The following is a 15,928-nucleotide window of genomic DNA, read 5'->3' as shown; positions in this document are numbered from 1 at the left end:
AATTATATAGGAGACCGGTTGCCGCTTCGATAGACCGCCTGCGGGCGAGTCCGGAGGCACCCGATTGGTCGCTCCGACGGCCTTGGTCCGATGAGGAGCGAAGAAGCGTTGAAGAAGCCAGATACAACCGCCAGTGACGGGCGCTCCGGCGCACCGGATCCCCATTCCCTCTGGGTGGCAGCTCGGATTCCGACATTTTCGGAGCGCAGGAACATGGAAGCAGTCGTCAAGAAATTCCCGGAAAAGCCGGAAGATGCCATCGTCGAGCGCCCGAGTCGTGCCGAAGCGGAAGCAGCTGTCGAGACGCTGCTTCGCTGGATCGGCGAGAACCCGAAGCGCGAAGGCCTGAATGAAACGCCGAAGCGCGTCGTCAAGGCCTATGAGGAGCTGTTCGGCGGCTATCGACACGAGCCGGCCGAGGTTCTCGGCCGCACCTTCGAGGAGGTCGCCGGCTACAACGACGTCGTCCTCGTCAAGGACATCAAGTTCCACACCCACTGCGAGCACCACATGGTGCCGGTCCTCGGCCGGGCGCATGTGGCCTATCTTCCCGAGGGGCGCGTCCTCGGCCTGTCGAAGATCGCGCGTCTCGTCGACATGTTCGGCCGCAGGCTCCAGACTCAGGAAGCGATGACCGCGCAGGTCGCCGATGCCTTGATGGACACGCTGCACCCGCGCGGCGTCGCGGTGATCCTAGAGGCCGAGCATCTGTGCATGTCGATGCGCGGCATCCGGAGCGAGGGCTCCTCGACCTTCACCGCGACCTATCGCGGCGTCTTCGCCGACGATCCGGCTCAGAAGGAATCGATCCTTCGGCTCGCCGGCTGCACGAGTTGATTCGCGGCAAATGGCCCCACCCGTCTTTTCTGCGCCTTCCACTGATCGTTCGGAGCAGGAGGAAGGATCCGTCCTGCGTCCGCGCTTCGACGCGAACGGCCTGATCACGGCCGTCGCGACGGACGCCGAAACCGGCGAACTCCTGATGGTCGCTCACATGAACGCCGAGGCGCTCGAACGGACGATCGCGACCGGATATGCCCACTACTGGTCCCGCTCGCGCAGGGCCCTGTGGAAGAAGGGCGAGAGTTCCGGCGCGCTCCAGCATGTCCGCGAGATGCGGGTCGACTGCGATCAGGACGCGGTCTGGCTGCGCGTCGAATGCAAGCGCCGCGACGACACCTGTCATACGGGCAGGACGAGTTGCTTCTATAGGATCATCCAGGCCGGGGGCGGCGCGTTGGCGACGGTGATCGATCCCCGGCCGACAGGATGACAATTCTCGCCGAGCGAAGAGCCGGTCGCGTTCCATGGGACTTCGATCCTTAACACGATGGTCAAGAGTTCGGCCTAGGCTCGTTCATATTGAGGACCGGAACCGGAGGGCCGTCATGCTCGAGCGCGTATTCGGTTGGCGCGACGTTGCGGTCGACCAGTCGCAGTTTTCTCCTCGCCTTACCCCGACGGAGCCGAAGGACCCGGGCGGCATCGCCCTTGCTCTCGGCGGCGGCGCGGCGCGCGGCTGGGCGCATATCGGCGTCCTCAAGGCCCTCGACGAGCACGACGTGCCGATCTCAATGATCGCTGGCACCTCCATCGGCGCGCTGGTCGGCGGCTGCTATCTCGCCGGCAAGCTGCCCGAACTCGAGGAATTCGCCCGGTCGCTGACGCGGCGCGGCCTGATCCGCTATCTCGACTTCAGGATCGGCGGCTCGGGCCTGATCGGCGGTCTCAGGCTGTCGCGGCGTTTGGCGGAGGCGCTGCACGAGACCAAGATCGAGGACCTCGACCGGCCCCTCATCTGCGTTGCGACGGATGCGCAGACCGGCCACGAAGTTTGGCTCGACTCCGGCTCGCTTGTTCTCGCCATGCGCGCCTCCTATGCGCTCCCCGGCGTCTTCGAGCCGGTGATGTGTGGCGGGCGGCGGCTGATGGACGGCGCGCTGGTCAATCCGGTTCCCGCCAACGTCTGCCGGGTTTTCGAGCAGCAGAACGTCATGGCCGTGAATCTGCATTACGACCTCTTCGGCCGCGCCGCCGTGTTGCGGATGCGGGCGAACGAGGCGGATCTGCCCGAAGACGAAGCATTCCGCGCGGTCTCGCCGCACGACGACCAGCGCGATACCTCGGCGCAGCGGCGCAAGAAGCTCGGCCTCACCCGCACCATGGTCGATGCCTTCAACATCATTCAGGACCGCATTTCCCGCGCCCGCCTCGCCGGCGACCCGCCGGATCTTTCGCTGCAGCCGCGCGTGCGCGACATCGGCTTGTGGGAATTCTTCCGGGCTGCCGAGGCGATCGAGATCGGCTACGGCGCCACCAAGAGCCGCATGTCGGAGATCCAGCGGCTCGCCGAAAGCCGAAATCCCGAGCTGCTACGGCTTTGATGGCTGCGGGCATAGCCGGCTTCGGCCGCCGCGCCATTTCGCGACGGCCAGTCATGGTTCCGGCTGTCCGACGGGCACCATTCTTGCCCGAAAATCGCTGCGCACGAAGACACGTATCAGCGGGCAAGGACGCCGAAGCGTCCGCCCGCCGGCCGGTCACCCCGCGGCGATATATTCGCGCATCTGCGCGGCTTCACGCTCGGCTTCCTCGATCTTCAGCTTGACGACGTCACCGATCGACACGATGCCGGCCAGTCGCCCGGCGTCGATCACCGGAAGATGCCGAAAGCGGCCCTTGGTCATGATCGACAGCACCTCGTCTATGCCGGTGTCGCGGGTGCAGGTCTTGACCTTGACGGTCATGGCTTCGCCGATCGGCTTGTTGAGGATCTCCGCACCGAACTTCGCCAGCACCCTGACGACGTCGCGCTCGGAGACGATGCCCGCGACGTGGCCGGCATCGTCGAGAAGCACGATCGCGCCGATCCGGCGCTCGGCGAGCACGTTGACCACCTCCGCGAGCGTCACCTCCGGCTGCAGGGTGAAGACTTCGCCCCCCTTCGCCTTGAGTATCTGATCGACAGTCATCCTTGCCTCCCGTTTTGCTCCCGATGAACGAAGGTGGGACAAGGTCGAGGCGACAGCAAGACCTTCTTCAAACAGGAACGGCGATGTCCGCGGCGCGCCGTAACGACACCGCTATGACCTGGTCGCCCGATCGAATAGCGGCAGACCGAAAAATCCGAAGACGAAGCCGCCGAGATGGGCCTCCCAGGCGACCTCGCCGCCGCCGGTCAATGGGCCGCCGACACCGGCCCCGACGAGAAAGTTGGTGACGAAGAAGGCGATGACGAAAACCAGGACCGTCCGGTCGGAGAGGGCTTCGCGAACCGAAATCATCGGCTGCGAAGGCTCGGCGGAAAGGTCGCGCGCCGGGCGCACCCTGGCGAATGCAAATCGGCAGGCGCCTCCCATCAGCGCCGAGACCGTTCCGGACGCTCCGATCACCGGCACCTCGAGCCCGCTGTTGACGAGGTAGAAGACCGCCGCCCCGGCGATCGTGCCGGCTGCGGCGAAGGCCAGGAAGCGGGCGCTGGCGAGCCGCCGCGCCACCGGCGTGCCGAAGGCGAGGAACCAGAACGTGTTGATGCCGAAATGCGTCCAGCTGCCGTGCAGAAAGGCATAGGTCAGCGGCGACCAAAGATCGGCGGCGGCCGGTCGGATCTGGCACAGCTCGCCTGCGCCGCCGTAGCATCCGGGGATGAAGGCGAAATCGAGGACGAACCGCACGTCGGCGATCTCGCCCAGGACCAGCGTGCGATAGGCATGGACGAGCCCCATCGCAGCGATGAGGACGAGAACGATCCCCGGCACGTTGAAAGCGGGAGGCGGCCGGCGTCTCGGTCCGTCCGGGTAGCCTTCGTTCGGAACTCTTTGCTCGGACACGAAATCTCCTTCGCCGTTCTGCGATTCGCGAATGATCGAAGCCTCCGGCCGGCACGACGATGCCGGGCTCGGCCGCCGCGACGTCCGCGGGCTCCTCGCATTGGCACATCCTCGGCAGCGATGGAACGGTGGCGGTCACGGCCGGTCGCGGTCGGACCGGGGGACCTGCCGGCGACACCTCATCGGCGAATCGCGGCGGCTTTGAAATCGGCCCGCAGATCCCCCAAAGAAAGAGCCGCCAAGTCGAAGACCTGGCGGCTGAATTGGGTTCCCTGCTCCGCTCGGGAGAAATAACCGCTTGCGCTACGAAGACCGAACGTGTCCTCGCCGCTGGGGTAGCAATGACCGCCCGCCTCGGCAATGCAATCTCTGGGAATTCGTTAACGCCTCGGGTTTTCGTCAACTTGCAGCCATCGACGGCAAGGACGGGGCGCGAAGCAGCCGAATCTACGCTTCCTTAACCCTCACACGATATTCTTCGGCGATGTGACACGAACCGGCTTGCGACGAAAAGAGCGGACCCCGCGATGAACATGATGCCTCAGTCCTCGAGGTCCGAACCGTCCGAACGGCGTCGGTTCAGCCGGGTCAATCTCGACCTGCTCGGACGTTTCATGCGCGAGAATTTCGAGGAGTTTCCTTGCCGGGTGGAGAACATGTCCCCCGGCGGGGTCGCGGTGGCGACGCCCGTCGAGCCACGCCAGGGCGAGCGCATCATTTTCTACGTCGATCACATCGGCCGTCTCGAAGGCAGCGTCGCGCGCATCTATCCTGGTGGTTTCGCAGTCGATCTCATCAACTCCGAGCGAAAGCGCGAGAAGCTCGCCGCGCAGCTCACCTGGTTCGCCAACCGCGCCGAACTCGACTTGCCGGAAGACCGTCGCCACCAGCGCCTGATGCCGAAGGATCCCCGCGTCGACGTCACTCTCGACGACGGCCGCAAGTACCAGGTCAAGATCATCGACCTGTCGCTGTCGGGTGCTGCGGTGCAATGCGCGGTCCGTCCTGCCCTCAAGTCCCGTGTGACGCTGGGAATGATGCAAGGCACCGTCGTGCGTCATCTCGAAGACGGGTTTGCCATCGAATTCGCCTCGGTACAGACCGAGCAGACGCTGCATTCCTTGATCGGCTGATCGCTGCCTTCACGAAGATGAATTGGCGCAGCGGTGCCGAGGATGCAATTCTCCCGGTGAGTTCCACGGGGATTTGCGCGATGATCACGATTTACGGCATGCCGGACTCCGGCAACTGCTACAAGCCGCGGCTTCTCTGCGCACTGACCGGCAGGCCGTTCCGTCACGTCGGCGTCTCGACCGAAGACGGTGGCACGCAGCAGCCGGGCTATCTCGCCAAGAATGCGAACGGCAAGGTACCGCTGCTCGAGTTGGAAGACGGGCGCTGCCTGCCGGAATCGAACGCGATGCTCTTCTACCTCGGCGAGGAGACCGCCTTCGTGCCGGCCGATCCGTTCGACCGGGCGGCGATGCTCTCGTGGATGTTCTTCGAGCAATACAGCCACGAGCCGCATGTCGCCGTGCGCCGGTCGCTGCGGATCTATCCCCGCCTCGCCGCCTATGCCACCGAGGAGCGGCTGGCCGCTACGATGACGGGCGGCCTCAAGGCCCTCGCCGTCATGGAACGCCGGCTCGCCGGGCAGGACTGGCTGGCGGGGAGCGCAGCCAGTCTCGCCGACATCGCGCTCTATGCCTACACCCACGTCGCCGAGGAAGGCGGGTTCGATCTCTCCGCCTTTCCAGCGATCGGCGCCTGGCTGACGCGCATCGAGGCCCTGCCCGGCCATCGGCCGATGAATTGGCTGCCCGAGGCCGCCTGACGAAGGTCTCACGGGATGCCCGACGCGTCACCGACCGATTGGACAGCCCGCAGCCGATGCGGTCCGCCGCTATCGCGATGGACCGCTCGCCGCAGTCACTTCGCCGGGAAGATGACGCCACAGGCGATCCGTGATCCGGCGTCGCCCGAGGGTTGCGAGGCGTAGTCGTCGGCGCCGGAATGGATCATCAGCGCCGAGCCGTCGTCATCGTCGAGCGGCGCCTCACCCCCGGTCATCGTCACGTTCGGATTGAACACGGAGACTTTGGCGACCCCGTTCGCGGCGACGATGTTGGGCATGTCGCCGGCGTGCGGACCGCTCTCGCTCATATAGCCGTGATCGACGTCGGCGGGGTTGTAGTGGCCGCCCGCAGACGTGAAGTCGCCCTCGCAGGCGCCCGTCTCGTGGATGTGGAAGCCATGAACGCCATCGGGCAGGTTCTGAAGGTCGGCCTCGATGAGGACACCATGGGGCGTCGGCACGAACGAGACGCTGCCAATGGAAGCGCCGTCGGCTCCCTTCATCTCGACGTTCTTGGCATCGTTCATGTCGGCCTGCCCCTGGGCGAAGGCTGCGGGCATGGCAAGCAGCGTCGAAGCCAGGGCGGCGGCGGCAAATCTGATCATTGGTACATTCCACGTCGCTGGGGTTGGCGGCCGGTCGAACACCGCATCATAACGATCAACCTAGTCGCGCAGTCGCCGCGACCAACCGGCCCCCCCGACTCACAAAGCCGTGACGGCGGACAGCTTCCTCTGCATGCCCGATGTTGCATCCCGTGATGGTCGCACTTCGTCGGTGATGGCGGCGCTCACCAGCAATGCCACCTCGACAAGTTCAAAACCCCTTCGGCGTCAGGCTGGCGACGAGGTCCGCGAAGCGCTCGCCCTGGACCATGATGTGGCTTTTCAACCCGGCTTCGGCCCGCTCGCCGTCGCCGGCCTCGATCGCGGCGACGATGTCGCGGTGTTCGGCGAGCGACTGGTGCATGCGCTGGGGTACGCGCAGCTGAAGCCGGCGGAAGGCCTTGAGGCGAAGATGCAGGCGGCGGGCCTCCTCGGCGAGGAAGCCGTTGCCGCAGGCATCGTAGATCGCCTGATGGAAGCGCTCGTTTTCGTAATAGTAGTCGTCCGGCGCCTCGCGCGCCGCCGCCCCCTCGCAGGCCGCCAGAGCCGCCCGTAGCCTGGACCGCGCCGCAGCCGAGATCCGCCGCGCCGCGAGCCGGCCGGCCATGCCTTCCAGCTCGGCCATCACCTCGAACATCTCGACCATCTCGCCGAGGCCGGTCTCGCGCACGAAGGCGCCCCGGTTCGGGATGAGTTCGACGAGCCCGGCCGAAGCGAGCTGGTTGATCGCCTCGCGAACCGGGGTGCGGGAGACGCCGAAGCGCGCGGCGACGGCCTGCTCGTCGAGCCGCTCGCCCGCCGAACGTTCTCCGGTGACGATCTCCTGTTCCAGCACATCCCGGATCTCGCTCGACTTGACCCGGCTGCCGGGCGGCCGGCGCCGAGGCGATGGCTCCTCGCTTCCGGCGGTCGCGTCAGCTGCGGCTGTCTCGACGGCGTGTTTTGTGGTGGTTTCCATGCGATTAGACCGGCGTCGTTGATCTGTAAATCGTATACAATTGCCTTGACTTCGTGTGCAAGTCGATGTTGGTTCGCCGGATGGCTTGGAGGAGTCAGGAAGCCAAGGCTTCAACACGGGAGGAATGAACATGAAGAAACTATTGCTTTCGGCCGTCTGCGGCCTTGCCCTCTGCGGCTCGGCCGTCGCCCAGGACGTCACGCTGCGTGCCTCGCATCAGTGGCCGGGCGGCAAGGGAGACGTGCGCGACGAGATGGTGCAGTTGATCGGCAAGGAGCTCGAAAAGGCCGATGTCGGCTTGGCACTGCAGGTCTTCCCCGGCGAATCGCTGTTCAAGGCGAAGGACCAGTGGGGCGCCGTGACCAAGGGCCAGGTGGACATCACCGCCTTCCCGCTCGACTATGCTTCCGGCCGCCATCCGGCCTTTTCCGCGACGCTGATGCCCGGCCTCGTCGGCAATCACGAGCGCGCCGCGCGGCTGAACGATTCGCCCTTCATGGACGCGATCAAGGCCGAGGTGGACAAGGCCGGCGCGATCGTCCTGTCCGACGCCTGGCTCGCCGGCGGCTTCGTTTCGTCGACGCAATGCGTCACCTCTCCGGACACGGCCAAGGGCCAGGTGCTGCGCGCCGCAGGTCCGGCCTTCGAGGAGATGCTGGTCGGCGCCGGCTCGTCGATTTCCTCGATGCCCTCGTCGGAAATCTACACCGGCATGCAGCAGAACGTCCTGACCGGGGCCAACACCTCTTCGGGCTCGCTCATCTCCTATCGCATCTACGAACTGGCCAAGTGCCTGACCGCGCCGGGCGAGAACGCCCTGTGGTTCATGTACGAGCCGATCCTGATGTCGAAGCGCTCCTTCGACCGGCTGAACGAAGAGCAGCAGAAGGCAGTGATGGCCGCCGGCCAGGCCGCAGAGGACTATTTCGCCGGCGAAGCCAAGAAGCTCGATGCCGAGCTCATCGAGGTCTACAAGAAGAACGGCGTCGAGGTCGTCGAGATGTCGAAGGAAGACTATGACGCCTGGCTGCAGATCGCCAAGGAGACGTCCTACAAGAACTTCGCCGAGAAGGTGCCGAACGGCCAGAAGCTGATCGACGACGCGCTCGCCGTCGAGTGACGGTCACCGTTCGCGTGGGGATTCGGCCAGCGGCCGGAGCCCCGCTTAACCTCACGGGGCGTCGCTTTCCGGCGCCCCGCGGCCAGGCCGCGAGCTTCGTGCGGCCCGTGGAGACCTCATGCGCCTTTTCATTCGGGTGATCTCGGCGATCTCGCAGGGGCTCGGCGTCCTTGCCGCGGCGCTGCTGTTTTCCGCCGTCCTCTCAGTCAGCCACATGGTCTTCGTGCGCTACGCGCTCGGCTGGTCGACCGTCTGGCAGACCGAATACACCGCCTATGCCATCGTCGCGGCGACGTTCCTCGGCGCGCCCTGGGTGCTGATCGTCAAGGGCCACGTCAATGTCGACATCGTGCAGATGGCCGCCGCGCCGCCGCTGCGCCTTGCCATGCAGATCCTCGCCGCGCTGTTCTCGCTGCTCTTCGTAGCGTTGCTCGCCTATGCCGGCTGGGTGCATTTCGAGGAGGCTTGGTCGAACGGCTGGACCTCCGAGACCGTCTGGGCCGTGCCCCTGTGGATGCCGCTTCTGCCGATGCCGGTCGGCACGGTGATGCTGGCGCTGCAATATGTCGCCGAGATCCTGCGGCTCTTCCTCGACGGCGCCGATCCGGTGGAACCGCAACCCGTCCTGTTTTCCGAGACCACCGAGGAGGTCCGACCGTGAGCCCGCTTCTCGCCGGCCTGGTGATGCTGGTCGTCCTGCTCGGCCTCCTGGCCATCGGAACGCCGATCGCCTTTTCCCTCGGCCTCGTCGCCATGGGCGCGCTCTATGTTGTCTATGGCGGCTTCTTCCTGGAGACCGTCGGCGAGCAGTTCTTCGGCTATCTCTCGCCCTTCAGCCTCGTCGCCGTGCCGATGTTCATCCTGATGGGCGCCGCCGTCGCCTCCTCGCCCGCCGGCAAGGATCTCTACGAGGCGCTCGACCGCTGGCTGAACCGGGTGCCGGGCGGCCTCGTTTTGTCCAATCTCGGCGCCTGCTCGATCTTCGCCGCGCTCTCCGGCTCCTCGCCCGCCACCTGCGCCGCGATCGGCAAGATGGGCATTCCGGAAATGCGCCAGCGCGGCTATCCGGCGGAGATCGCCGCCGGCTCGATCGCCGCCGGCGGCACGCTCGGCATCCTCATCCCGCCCTCCGTGACGATGATCGTCTACGGCATCGCGACGGAAACCTCGATCGGTCGGCTGTTCCTGGCCGGCCTGATGCCGGGGCTGATGCTGACGATCTTCTTCATGGCCTGGACGATCATCGCCTGCAAACGGCGCGGGCTCGGCCTCTCCGAACTCTCCCAACGCTTCACCATGCGCGAGCGCTTCGCCGCGCTGCCGCGGGTGCTGCCCTTCCTCGCCATCATCGTCGGCGTGCTCTGGGTGCTCTACGGCGGCGTCGCGACGCCTTCGGAGGCCGCCGGTGTCGGCGCGCTGTTCTGCCTCGTCCTCGTCGCGGTGGTCTACGGCGTCTTCTCCAAGGCCTGGAAGTTCTCCTCGATGAACGTGATCTTCCGGGACACGCTCAAGGAGAGCGTGATGATCATGCTGATCATCGGCGCGGCGGATCTCTTCGCCTTCGCCCTCTCCTCGATGTTCATCACCCAGACCGTGGCGCAGGCGATCGCCGACATGGACGTCAATCGCTGGGTTCTGATGGCGGTGATCAACCTGTTCCTGCTGGTGGCCGGCTTCTTCCTGCCGCCGGTCGGCGTCATCCTGATGACCGCGCCGATCCTTCTGCCGATCATCACCAATGCCGGCTTCGATCCCTACTGGTTCGCGGTGATCCTGACGATCAACATGGAAATCGGCCTGATCACCCCGCCGGTCGGGCTGAATCTCTACGTCATCAACGGCATCGCGCCGGACATCTCGCTCGCCCAAATTCTGCGCGGGTCACTGCCCTATGTCTTGTGCATGGTGCTCGGGATCGTCGTGCTCTGCGTCTTTCCCGAGATCGCCCTGTTCCTGCCAAATCTTGTCATGGGGCCTGGAGGATGAGCCGCGTCTCGCTTCTGTCGGATCTCTTGAGTTCGATCGGTGCCCGCTCCTGGTTCGCGGGCGAGGAAAGGCCGCAAAGCGTCGACGTGCCGGAACTCGCGGCGCTCTGCCACCGGCTCGTCTCCTCGCGCGGCGAGGCGACGGGCGTGCGGATGGCGGCGGACATCATCCACGGCGTCCGCGCCCTCGACGACAAGGGCATCAAGCGCTTCTTCCACATGCTGGCCGAGGAGTTTTCGCCCGACCCGGTCGAACTTGCCGAAGCGGCGACGGCCTATGCCAGCCATCCGGACGCCGAGGCGCTTGTCCGCCTGCAGCAGATCGCCGAGCCGCCGCGCCAGGAACTGTTCCGCCGCCTCAATCTCGCGCCCGGCGGCACCGCCGAGCTCGTCAAGCTGCGCGAGCGGCTGCTGCCGCTTTGCCGCAAGGACCCTGCCCGGCTCGCCCCGGTCGACAAGGATCTCAGGCACCTCTTCCAGTCCTGGTTCAACCGCGGCTTCCTGATGCTGCGGCCGATCGACTGGAACACCCCGGCCTCGATCCTGGAAAAGATCATCCAGTACGAGGCGGTCCACGCCATCGGCAACTGGGACGAGTTGCGCCAGCGCCTCGCGCCTGCCGACCGACGCTGCTTCGCCTTCTTCCATCCATCGATCCCGGACGATCCCTTGATCTTCGTCGAGGTGGCGCTCACCGACGAGATCCCGGCCTCGATCGCCTCGGTGCTCGATCCCGATCGCGCGATCATCGCCGCCGAGGACGCCCAGACCGCCGTCTTCTATTCGATCTCCAACTGCCACAAGGGGCTCGCCAGCGTCTCCTTCGGCTCCTTCCTGATCAAGCAGGTGGCCGAGGATCTGAAGGAGCATTTTCCGAGCCTCAAGACCTTCGTGACCCTCTCGCCGGTGCCGGGCTTTTCGGCCTGGATCGAAGCCCTGCCAAAGGACGTCCTTGAGCGGCTCGAGCCAGCGGAGAAACGCGCGATCGACATCGTCTCGGAGACCGACTGGCAGGCCGATCCGGCCCGCGTCGAGGAAGCGCGGCCGGGCATCCTGTCGCTTGCGGCCCGGTATTTTCTCAGGGCCAAGCGCGGCGACGGCCAGCCGCTCGATCCCGTCGCCCGTTTCCATCTCGGCAATGGCGCAGTCCTGAACCGCATCATGCATATGGGCGATCCGTCCCGCCGCGGCCTCGCCCAGGCGCATGGGCTGATGGTCAACTATCTCTACGATCTGCCGAAGGTCGAGCAACGGCACGAGGCCTACGCCGCCGAAGGCGAGATCGCCGCCAGCCGCCCGGTGACGGGGCTCCTGCCCGGGCGCGGTGGACACACACTGAAGGACGTCGCATGACCAATACGCTTTTCGACGGGCTGCTCGCGGCCGGGCAAAGCGAGCCGAGCCGCCGGTTCGCGCTCCTGCCGGACGGCCGCCACTATTCCTATGGCGACGTCGAGACGGTCTCGGCACGCTTTGCCAACACTCTCGTTGCGCTCGGTCTGAAGCCGGGCGACCGGGTCGCCGTCCAGGTGGAGAAGTCCATCGAGGCGCTGATGCTGTATCTCGCCACGGTGCGCGCCGGCGGCGTGTTCCTGCCGCTGAACACGGCCTACACGCCGGCCGAGATCGAGTATTTCCTCACCGACGCCAGGCCCGCGGTCTTCGTCTGCGACCCCAGAAGGCGCGACCAGTTGCAGCCGATCGCGACGGCCGCCGGAGCGGCCATCGAGACCCTCGGCATCTGGCGGTCCCATGAGGAGAGCGCCGGCTCGCTCAGCGACAAGGCGCTTGCCGCGAGCGAGCGCTTCGAAACGGTCGCCCGTGCGCCGGACGATCTCGCGGCGATCCTCTACACCTCGGGCACGACCGGCCGCTCCAAGGGGGCGATGCTCTCCCACGGCAACCTCCTCTCCAATGCCGAGGTGCTGCGCGAGACCTGGCGCTTTTCCGCCGACGACGTCCTTCTCCACGTCCTGCCGATCTTCCACACCCACGGCCTGTTCGTCGCCTCCAACACGGTGACGATCGCCGGCGGGTCGATGATCTTCCTTCCGAAGTTCGATGCGGACGAGGTATTCAAATACCTGCCGAAGGCGACGTCGATGATGGGAGTCCCGACCTTCTACACCCGGCTCCTCGACGACCCGCGGCTCAACCGGGATTCGACCGCGCATATGCGGCTGTTCACCTCCGGCTCGGCGCCGCTCCTCGCCGAGACGCACCGCGCCTTCGAGGCGGCGACCGGCCAGCGCATTCTCGAGCGCTACGGCATGACCGAAACCAACATGAACACCTCTAACCCCTATGACGGCGAGCGCCGGGCGGGCACCGTCGGCTTCCCGCTCGACGGCACGGAGCTGCGCATCGCAGATCCGGAGAGCGGCAAGATCCTGCCCGACGGAGAGATCGGCGTCATCGAGGTGAAGGGGCCGAACGTCTTTTCCGGCTATTGGCAGATGCCGGAGAAGACGGCCGCGGAGTTCCGTGCCGACGGCTATTTCATCACCGGCGACCTCGGCTTCGTCGACCCGGACGGCTACGTCACCATCGTCGGCCGCGGCAAGGACCTCGTCATCACCGGCGGCTACAACGTCTATCCGAAGGAAGTCGAGCTGGTGATCGACGAGCTTCCGGGCGTCGTCGAGAGCGCGGTGATCGGCGTGCCGCACAAGGATTTCGGCGAGGGCGTGGTCGGCTGCGTGGTGGCGAAGGAACCGCTGGAGGAAGACGCGGTGATCGCTGCGCTGAAGGACAAGCTGGCAAGGTTCAAGCAGCCCAAGCGCATCGTCTTCGTCGACGAACTCCCCCGCAACACCATGGGCAAGGTGCAGAAGAATGTGCTGCGGGAGGCCTACAAGGATCTGCTGGGCGGGGCGTGAGGGAAGCGTCACCTATCAACGAAAGCGCGAAAGTAGCCCCTCATGGTGAGCCTGTCGAACCACGAGGGGCGCTCGGCGCATGTTGGAGCTTCACCCTCGTGGTTCGACAGGCTCACCATGAGGGTGAAGGCGTCGCCGGCCCGCGGCTCGATTACTGCAACGCCCGCAGCGCCTCCGGCTTGATCAGCCACAACGCCAGCGCCCCAAGCGCCGCCAACGGTGCCATCATCACCGCCGCCGCGGCCATCGTCGCCAGCCGCTCGAAGGCCAGGGTGTCGATGTCGGTGGCGATGTTGAGGAAGGCGAGCACGGTGATCGTCAGGCAGGTGATGAAGCCGGTGTAGCTCTGGGGCAGGATGCGGAAGCCGAGCGGCAGCGCGATCACCCCGATCGGCGCGATCCACCACGGGTCGCTGGCGATCTGCCCGAGAGCGAACAACAACAGCGTTCCGACCACCGTGCCGACGCCGCGCTGCCACGTCCGCGAAAACAGCTGGCCGTGCGGGGGCAGGCAGAGCGCCACAAAGGTCAGCGGGAACCAGAAGCCGTGCGCGCCGAAATGCCGCTGGCCCACATAAACCGAGATCACCAGGCCGACCGCGAAGACCGCGCCGAAGACCACCGAATAGTGATTCGATGTCGCCTCTTCCGGCGGCAGCGTGGCGGAAAGCCCAGCGAGATGGGTGACGATGAGGCTCCACAGCATCGACAGGCAATAGACGACGAACAGCGCCTCCGGCTGGTCCGCCGGCATCAGGAAACTGGTAAAGATCGTCCAGAAGATCAGGCCGCGGACCACCGGCCGGGCGAAGCCGTAATGTCCGGCCGTCGCAGCGGCGATCCCCACCATCGGCGCGACGAGCAACGTCATGTCCGGCTGGCCCAGGCAGACGAAGCCGGCGAGACCGGTGGAAAAGACGATCAGCCCCGCCGTGCCGGATCGCACGTCCTTCGAGGCGAGATGCGCCGACATCGCCGCGATCAGGGCGGCGATGGCGAGCTTGCCGAAGAAGAAGCCGCAGACCACCGGCGGCAGCGCCGCCGCAAGCAGCGTCGCGGCCACCGCTTTCCAGGGCATCGGCTCGCCGGAAAAGCGGACGAGGCCTATGACATGATTCTTGGCCCGAGCCGCGAAAGACAGATCCCTGCTCCTTTTTCGCGCGGAAGGAGCCACAACGCTCCTCCCGGCGGCCGGTTGCCGGCGTCATGATATCGCACCGCATCGTCGTCCGGCGCGCCGGACGATATGGTCATGGCCGCCCCGCATCTGCGTGCTGCCTTTGCCCCGAGCAAGAGCGCTTGGAGCGGCAAGCGGCATTTCGTCAACCTTGATAGATCCACTGCTCAGGAAGGCGCGCCTCGAAGCTTTCGCCCGCCGCGATCGTGCCGGGCTTTTCCACCCAGGCGACGAGGCCGCGCCGCTTCCTTGCCGCCTGAACGAAGCCGAGCTCGACATCGGTACCGCCACCGACCTTCTCGGCGATGGATCGGCCGGCGAAGCGGCAGGGGCCGTTGTCCCCATCGATCTTGAGCGTCACGCCATTTGCAAAGAACAGAAGCGTGCGTGGCGGCAACCAGGTGAGTTGCGCAATGCCCTCGAGGAGGAGATTGCCGCCGATCCATTCCGGCCGCAGCTCGGCGATGTCCATCGCCGCGGCGATGGCGGCGAGTTCGTCCGGGGCAAGGATCGACAGCTGGCGCTCGTTGCGCATCTCGGTGCCGCGCGGATACCAAGGCTCGCGGCCACCGCTCTTGCGGGTCAGGCCGCCATGCCGATCGCCGGCGATCCCGTCATAACCGAGATCGAGTCGCTCGACGGGGATGGTTTCGAAGCCCTCGCCGCTCGTGCGGTAAAGACCGGTGATCCGGCCTTCGATCCGCCGCGGCCTGGTGATCTGCGGAAGCTGGAAGATGGGCAGGCTCGCTTGGCTCATGGGGACCCCCTTCGAACTCAATCGAAGGTTTGTCGCCCATTGCTGCGGCCGGGACAAGCCCGACTTCGGAGGCTGCCGTCAGCCACCTTCCCGTCGCTCGCGACCGGCGTCGCCATCGATGCGACCGGGGTCGAAGGTGACGACCCGGTAGATGTAGAAGGCGACGATGGCGATGATGATGGCGTTCGACACCGGCCCCATATAGCCCTCGACCATCTCGTATTGCTGGCCGAGCAGGAAGCCTAGCATTGCCAGGAATGTCGTCCAGATCGCGCTGCCGATGGCCGAATAGATCAGAAACGTCACCAGCGCCATGTGGGCGACGCCTGCCGGCACCGAGATCAGCGTCCGCACCGTCGGCACCAGACGGCCGAACAGCACGGCGGCCGCCCCCTTGCGGCGGAACCAGTCATTGGCCTTGTCGACGTCTTCGGGCGCAAGCGTCAGCCAGCGGCCGTGACGGGCGGCGAGGCGCTTCATCCGCCGCTCGCCGAGATAGTGGCCGGCATAATACCAGGGGATGACGCCGAGGAGCGAACCGATGGTGCCGGAGATAATCACGGCCACGATCGACATGCTGCCCTGGGTCGCCTGGTATCCAGCGAGCGGCATGATCAGCTCTGACGGGATGGGCGGGAAGATGTTTTCGAGAAACATCAACATGCCGATACCGAAGACGCCGAAAGTGTCCATGATGTTGCGGACGAAGTCGTCCATCGATGGCAGGTCCAATGCTGTCTCGTGAGAGGGGATCAGGATTCC

The 15,928-nt window shown here is 65.8% G+C and carries 17 protein-coding genes; 10 read left to right on the top strand and 7 right to left on the bottom strand.

All coding sequences use genetic code 11. The annotated features are described in order from the left end of the window. Positions 1-213: 213 nt before the first annotated feature. The 3 genes from folE to GTK09_RS02385 all read left to right on the top strand — a co-directional run bounded on the left by folE (position 214) and on the right by GTK09_RS02385 (position 2,384). Entirely contained in the window at positions 214-837 is a 624-nt protein-coding gene (gene folE, locus GTK09_RS02395; RefSeq protein WP_163460855.1) for a GTP cyclohydrolase I FolE, read from the top strand. Between the two features lie 10 nt (positions 838-847). Further along, positions 848-1,273: a phosphoribosyl-AMP cyclohydrolase gene (gene hisI / locus GTK09_RS02390; RefSeq protein ID WP_163460854.1), complete on the top strand. Its 426-nt coding sequence runs from the start codon at positions 848-850 to the stop codon at positions 1,271-1,273. Positions 1,274-1,388: 115 nt separating this feature from the next. Beyond that, positions 1,389-2,384 carry a patatin-like phospholipase family protein gene (locus GTK09_RS02385; protein WP_163460853.1) on the top strand — a complete coding sequence of 332 codons (996 nt, stop codon included), beginning with the start codon at positions 1,389-1,391 and terminating at the stop codon, positions 2,382-2,384. A gap of 156 nt (positions 2,385-2,540) precedes the next feature. On the opposite strand, the gene GTK09_RS02380 is transcribed toward GTK09_RS02385, so the two are convergent. Both GTK09_RS02380 and GTK09_RS02375 read right to left on the bottom strand, forming a co-directional pair. Beyond that, the gene (locus GTK09_RS02380; protein ID WP_163460852.1) at positions 2,541-2,972 is read right to left on the bottom strand and encodes a CBS domain-containing protein; all 432 of its coding nucleotides are present in this window, start codon (positions 2,970-2,972) and stop codon (positions 2,541-2,543) included. Positions 2,973-3,083: 111 nt separating this feature from the next. Beyond that, positions 3,084-3,830, bottom strand: a complete 747-nt coding sequence (locus tag GTK09_RS02375) for a rhomboid family intramembrane serine protease (protein WP_312869560.1) — start codon at positions 3,828-3,830, stop codon at positions 3,084-3,086. A gap of 527 nt (positions 3,831-4,357) precedes the next feature. Between GTK09_RS02375 and GTK09_RS02370 the strand changes: the two genes are divergently transcribed. Both GTK09_RS02370 and GTK09_RS02365 read left to right on the top strand, forming a co-directional pair. Then, positions 4,358-4,963, top strand: coding sequence for a PilZ domain-containing protein (locus GTK09_RS02370; protein ID WP_163460851.1), 606 nt, complete (start codon positions 4,358-4,360; stop codon positions 4,961-4,963). 80 nt (positions 4,964-5,043) lie between these two features. After that, complete coding sequence (locus GTK09_RS02365) at positions 5,044-5,664, top strand: glutathione S-transferase family protein (protein ID WP_163460850.1); 621 nt, start codon at positions 5,044-5,046, stop codon at positions 5,662-5,664. Positions 5,665-5,759: 95 nt separating this feature from the next. On the opposite strand, the gene GTK09_RS02360 is transcribed toward GTK09_RS02365, so the two are convergent. Together GTK09_RS02360 and GTK09_RS02355 are read right to left on the bottom strand one after the other, a co-directional pair. Further along, on the bottom strand, positions 5,760-6,290 hold the full coding sequence (locus GTK09_RS02360; RefSeq protein WP_163460849.1) for a superoxide dismutase family protein: 531 nt from the start codon (positions 6,288-6,290) through the stop codon (positions 5,760-5,762). 211 nt (positions 6,291-6,501) lie between these two features. Next, positions 6,502-7,248: a GntR family transcriptional regulator gene (locus GTK09_RS02355; RefSeq protein ID WP_163460848.1), complete on the bottom strand. Its 747-nt coding sequence runs from the start codon at positions 7,246-7,248 to the stop codon at positions 6,502-6,504. A gap of 130 nt (positions 7,249-7,378) precedes the next feature. Between GTK09_RS02355 and dctP the strand changes: the two genes are divergently transcribed. From dctP to GTK09_RS02330, 5 genes are all read left to right on the top strand, one after another. Further along, positions 7,379-8,368, top strand: coding sequence for a TRAP transporter substrate-binding protein DctP (gene dctP / locus GTK09_RS02350; RefSeq protein ID WP_163460847.1), 990 nt, complete (start codon positions 7,379-7,381; stop codon positions 8,366-8,368). A 118-nt stretch (positions 8,369-8,486) separates the two neighbouring features. Then, the gene (locus tag GTK09_RS02345) at positions 8,487-9,029 is read left to right on the top strand and encodes a TRAP transporter small permease subunit (RefSeq protein ID WP_163460846.1); all 543 of its coding nucleotides are present in this window, start codon (positions 8,487-8,489) and stop codon (positions 9,027-9,029) included. Next, positions 9,026-10,354 carry a TRAP transporter large permease gene (locus GTK09_RS02340; RefSeq protein WP_312869558.1) on the top strand — a complete coding sequence of 443 codons (1,329 nt, stop codon included), beginning with the start codon at positions 9,026-9,028 and terminating at the stop codon, positions 10,352-10,354. The genes GTK09_RS02345 and GTK09_RS02340 overlap by 4 nt, the downstream gene beginning before the upstream one ends. Beyond that, positions 10,351-11,706, top strand: a complete 1,356-nt coding sequence (locus GTK09_RS02335; protein ID WP_163460845.1) for a malonyl-CoA decarboxylase — start codon at positions 10,351-10,353, stop codon at positions 11,704-11,706. The genes GTK09_RS02340 and GTK09_RS02335 overlap by 4 nt, the downstream gene beginning before the upstream one ends. Further along, positions 11,703-13,232: a malonate--CoA ligase gene (locus GTK09_RS02330; protein WP_163460844.1), complete on the top strand. Its 1,530-nt coding sequence runs from the start codon at positions 11,703-11,705 to the stop codon at positions 13,230-13,232. Before GTK09_RS02335 ends, GTK09_RS02330 begins: the two co-directional genes overlap by 4 nt. Before the next feature lie 151 nt (positions 13,233-13,383). Here the strand turns inward: GTK09_RS02330 and GTK09_RS02325 are convergent, their stop codons facing one another. The 3 genes from GTK09_RS02325 to GTK09_RS02315 form a co-directional block, all read right to left on the bottom strand. Further along, on the bottom strand, positions 13,384-14,310 hold the full coding sequence (locus GTK09_RS02325; RefSeq protein ID WP_163460843.1) for an FUSC family protein: 927 nt from the start codon (positions 14,308-14,310) through the stop codon (positions 13,384-13,386). A 244-nt stretch (positions 14,311-14,554) separates the two neighbouring features. Next, positions 14,555-15,166 carry an MOSC domain-containing protein gene (locus GTK09_RS02320; protein ID WP_163460842.1) on the bottom strand — a complete coding sequence of 204 codons (612 nt, stop codon included), beginning with the start codon at positions 15,164-15,166 and terminating at the stop codon, positions 14,555-14,557. Between the two features lie 78 nt (positions 15,167-15,244). Next, complete coding sequence (locus GTK09_RS02315) at positions 15,245-15,883, bottom strand: DedA family protein (RefSeq protein WP_163460841.1); 639 nt, start codon at positions 15,881-15,883, stop codon at positions 15,245-15,247. Positions 15,884-15,928 lie beyond the last annotated feature (45 nt).

It is taken from the genome of Jiella pacifica (assembly GCF_010500815.1).
Taxonomy (GTDB): domain Bacteria; phylum Pseudomonadota; class Alphaproteobacteria; order Rhizobiales; family Rhizobiaceae; genus Jiella; species Jiella pacifica.
This window is presented reverse-complemented; position numbering and strand designations above follow the sequence as displayed.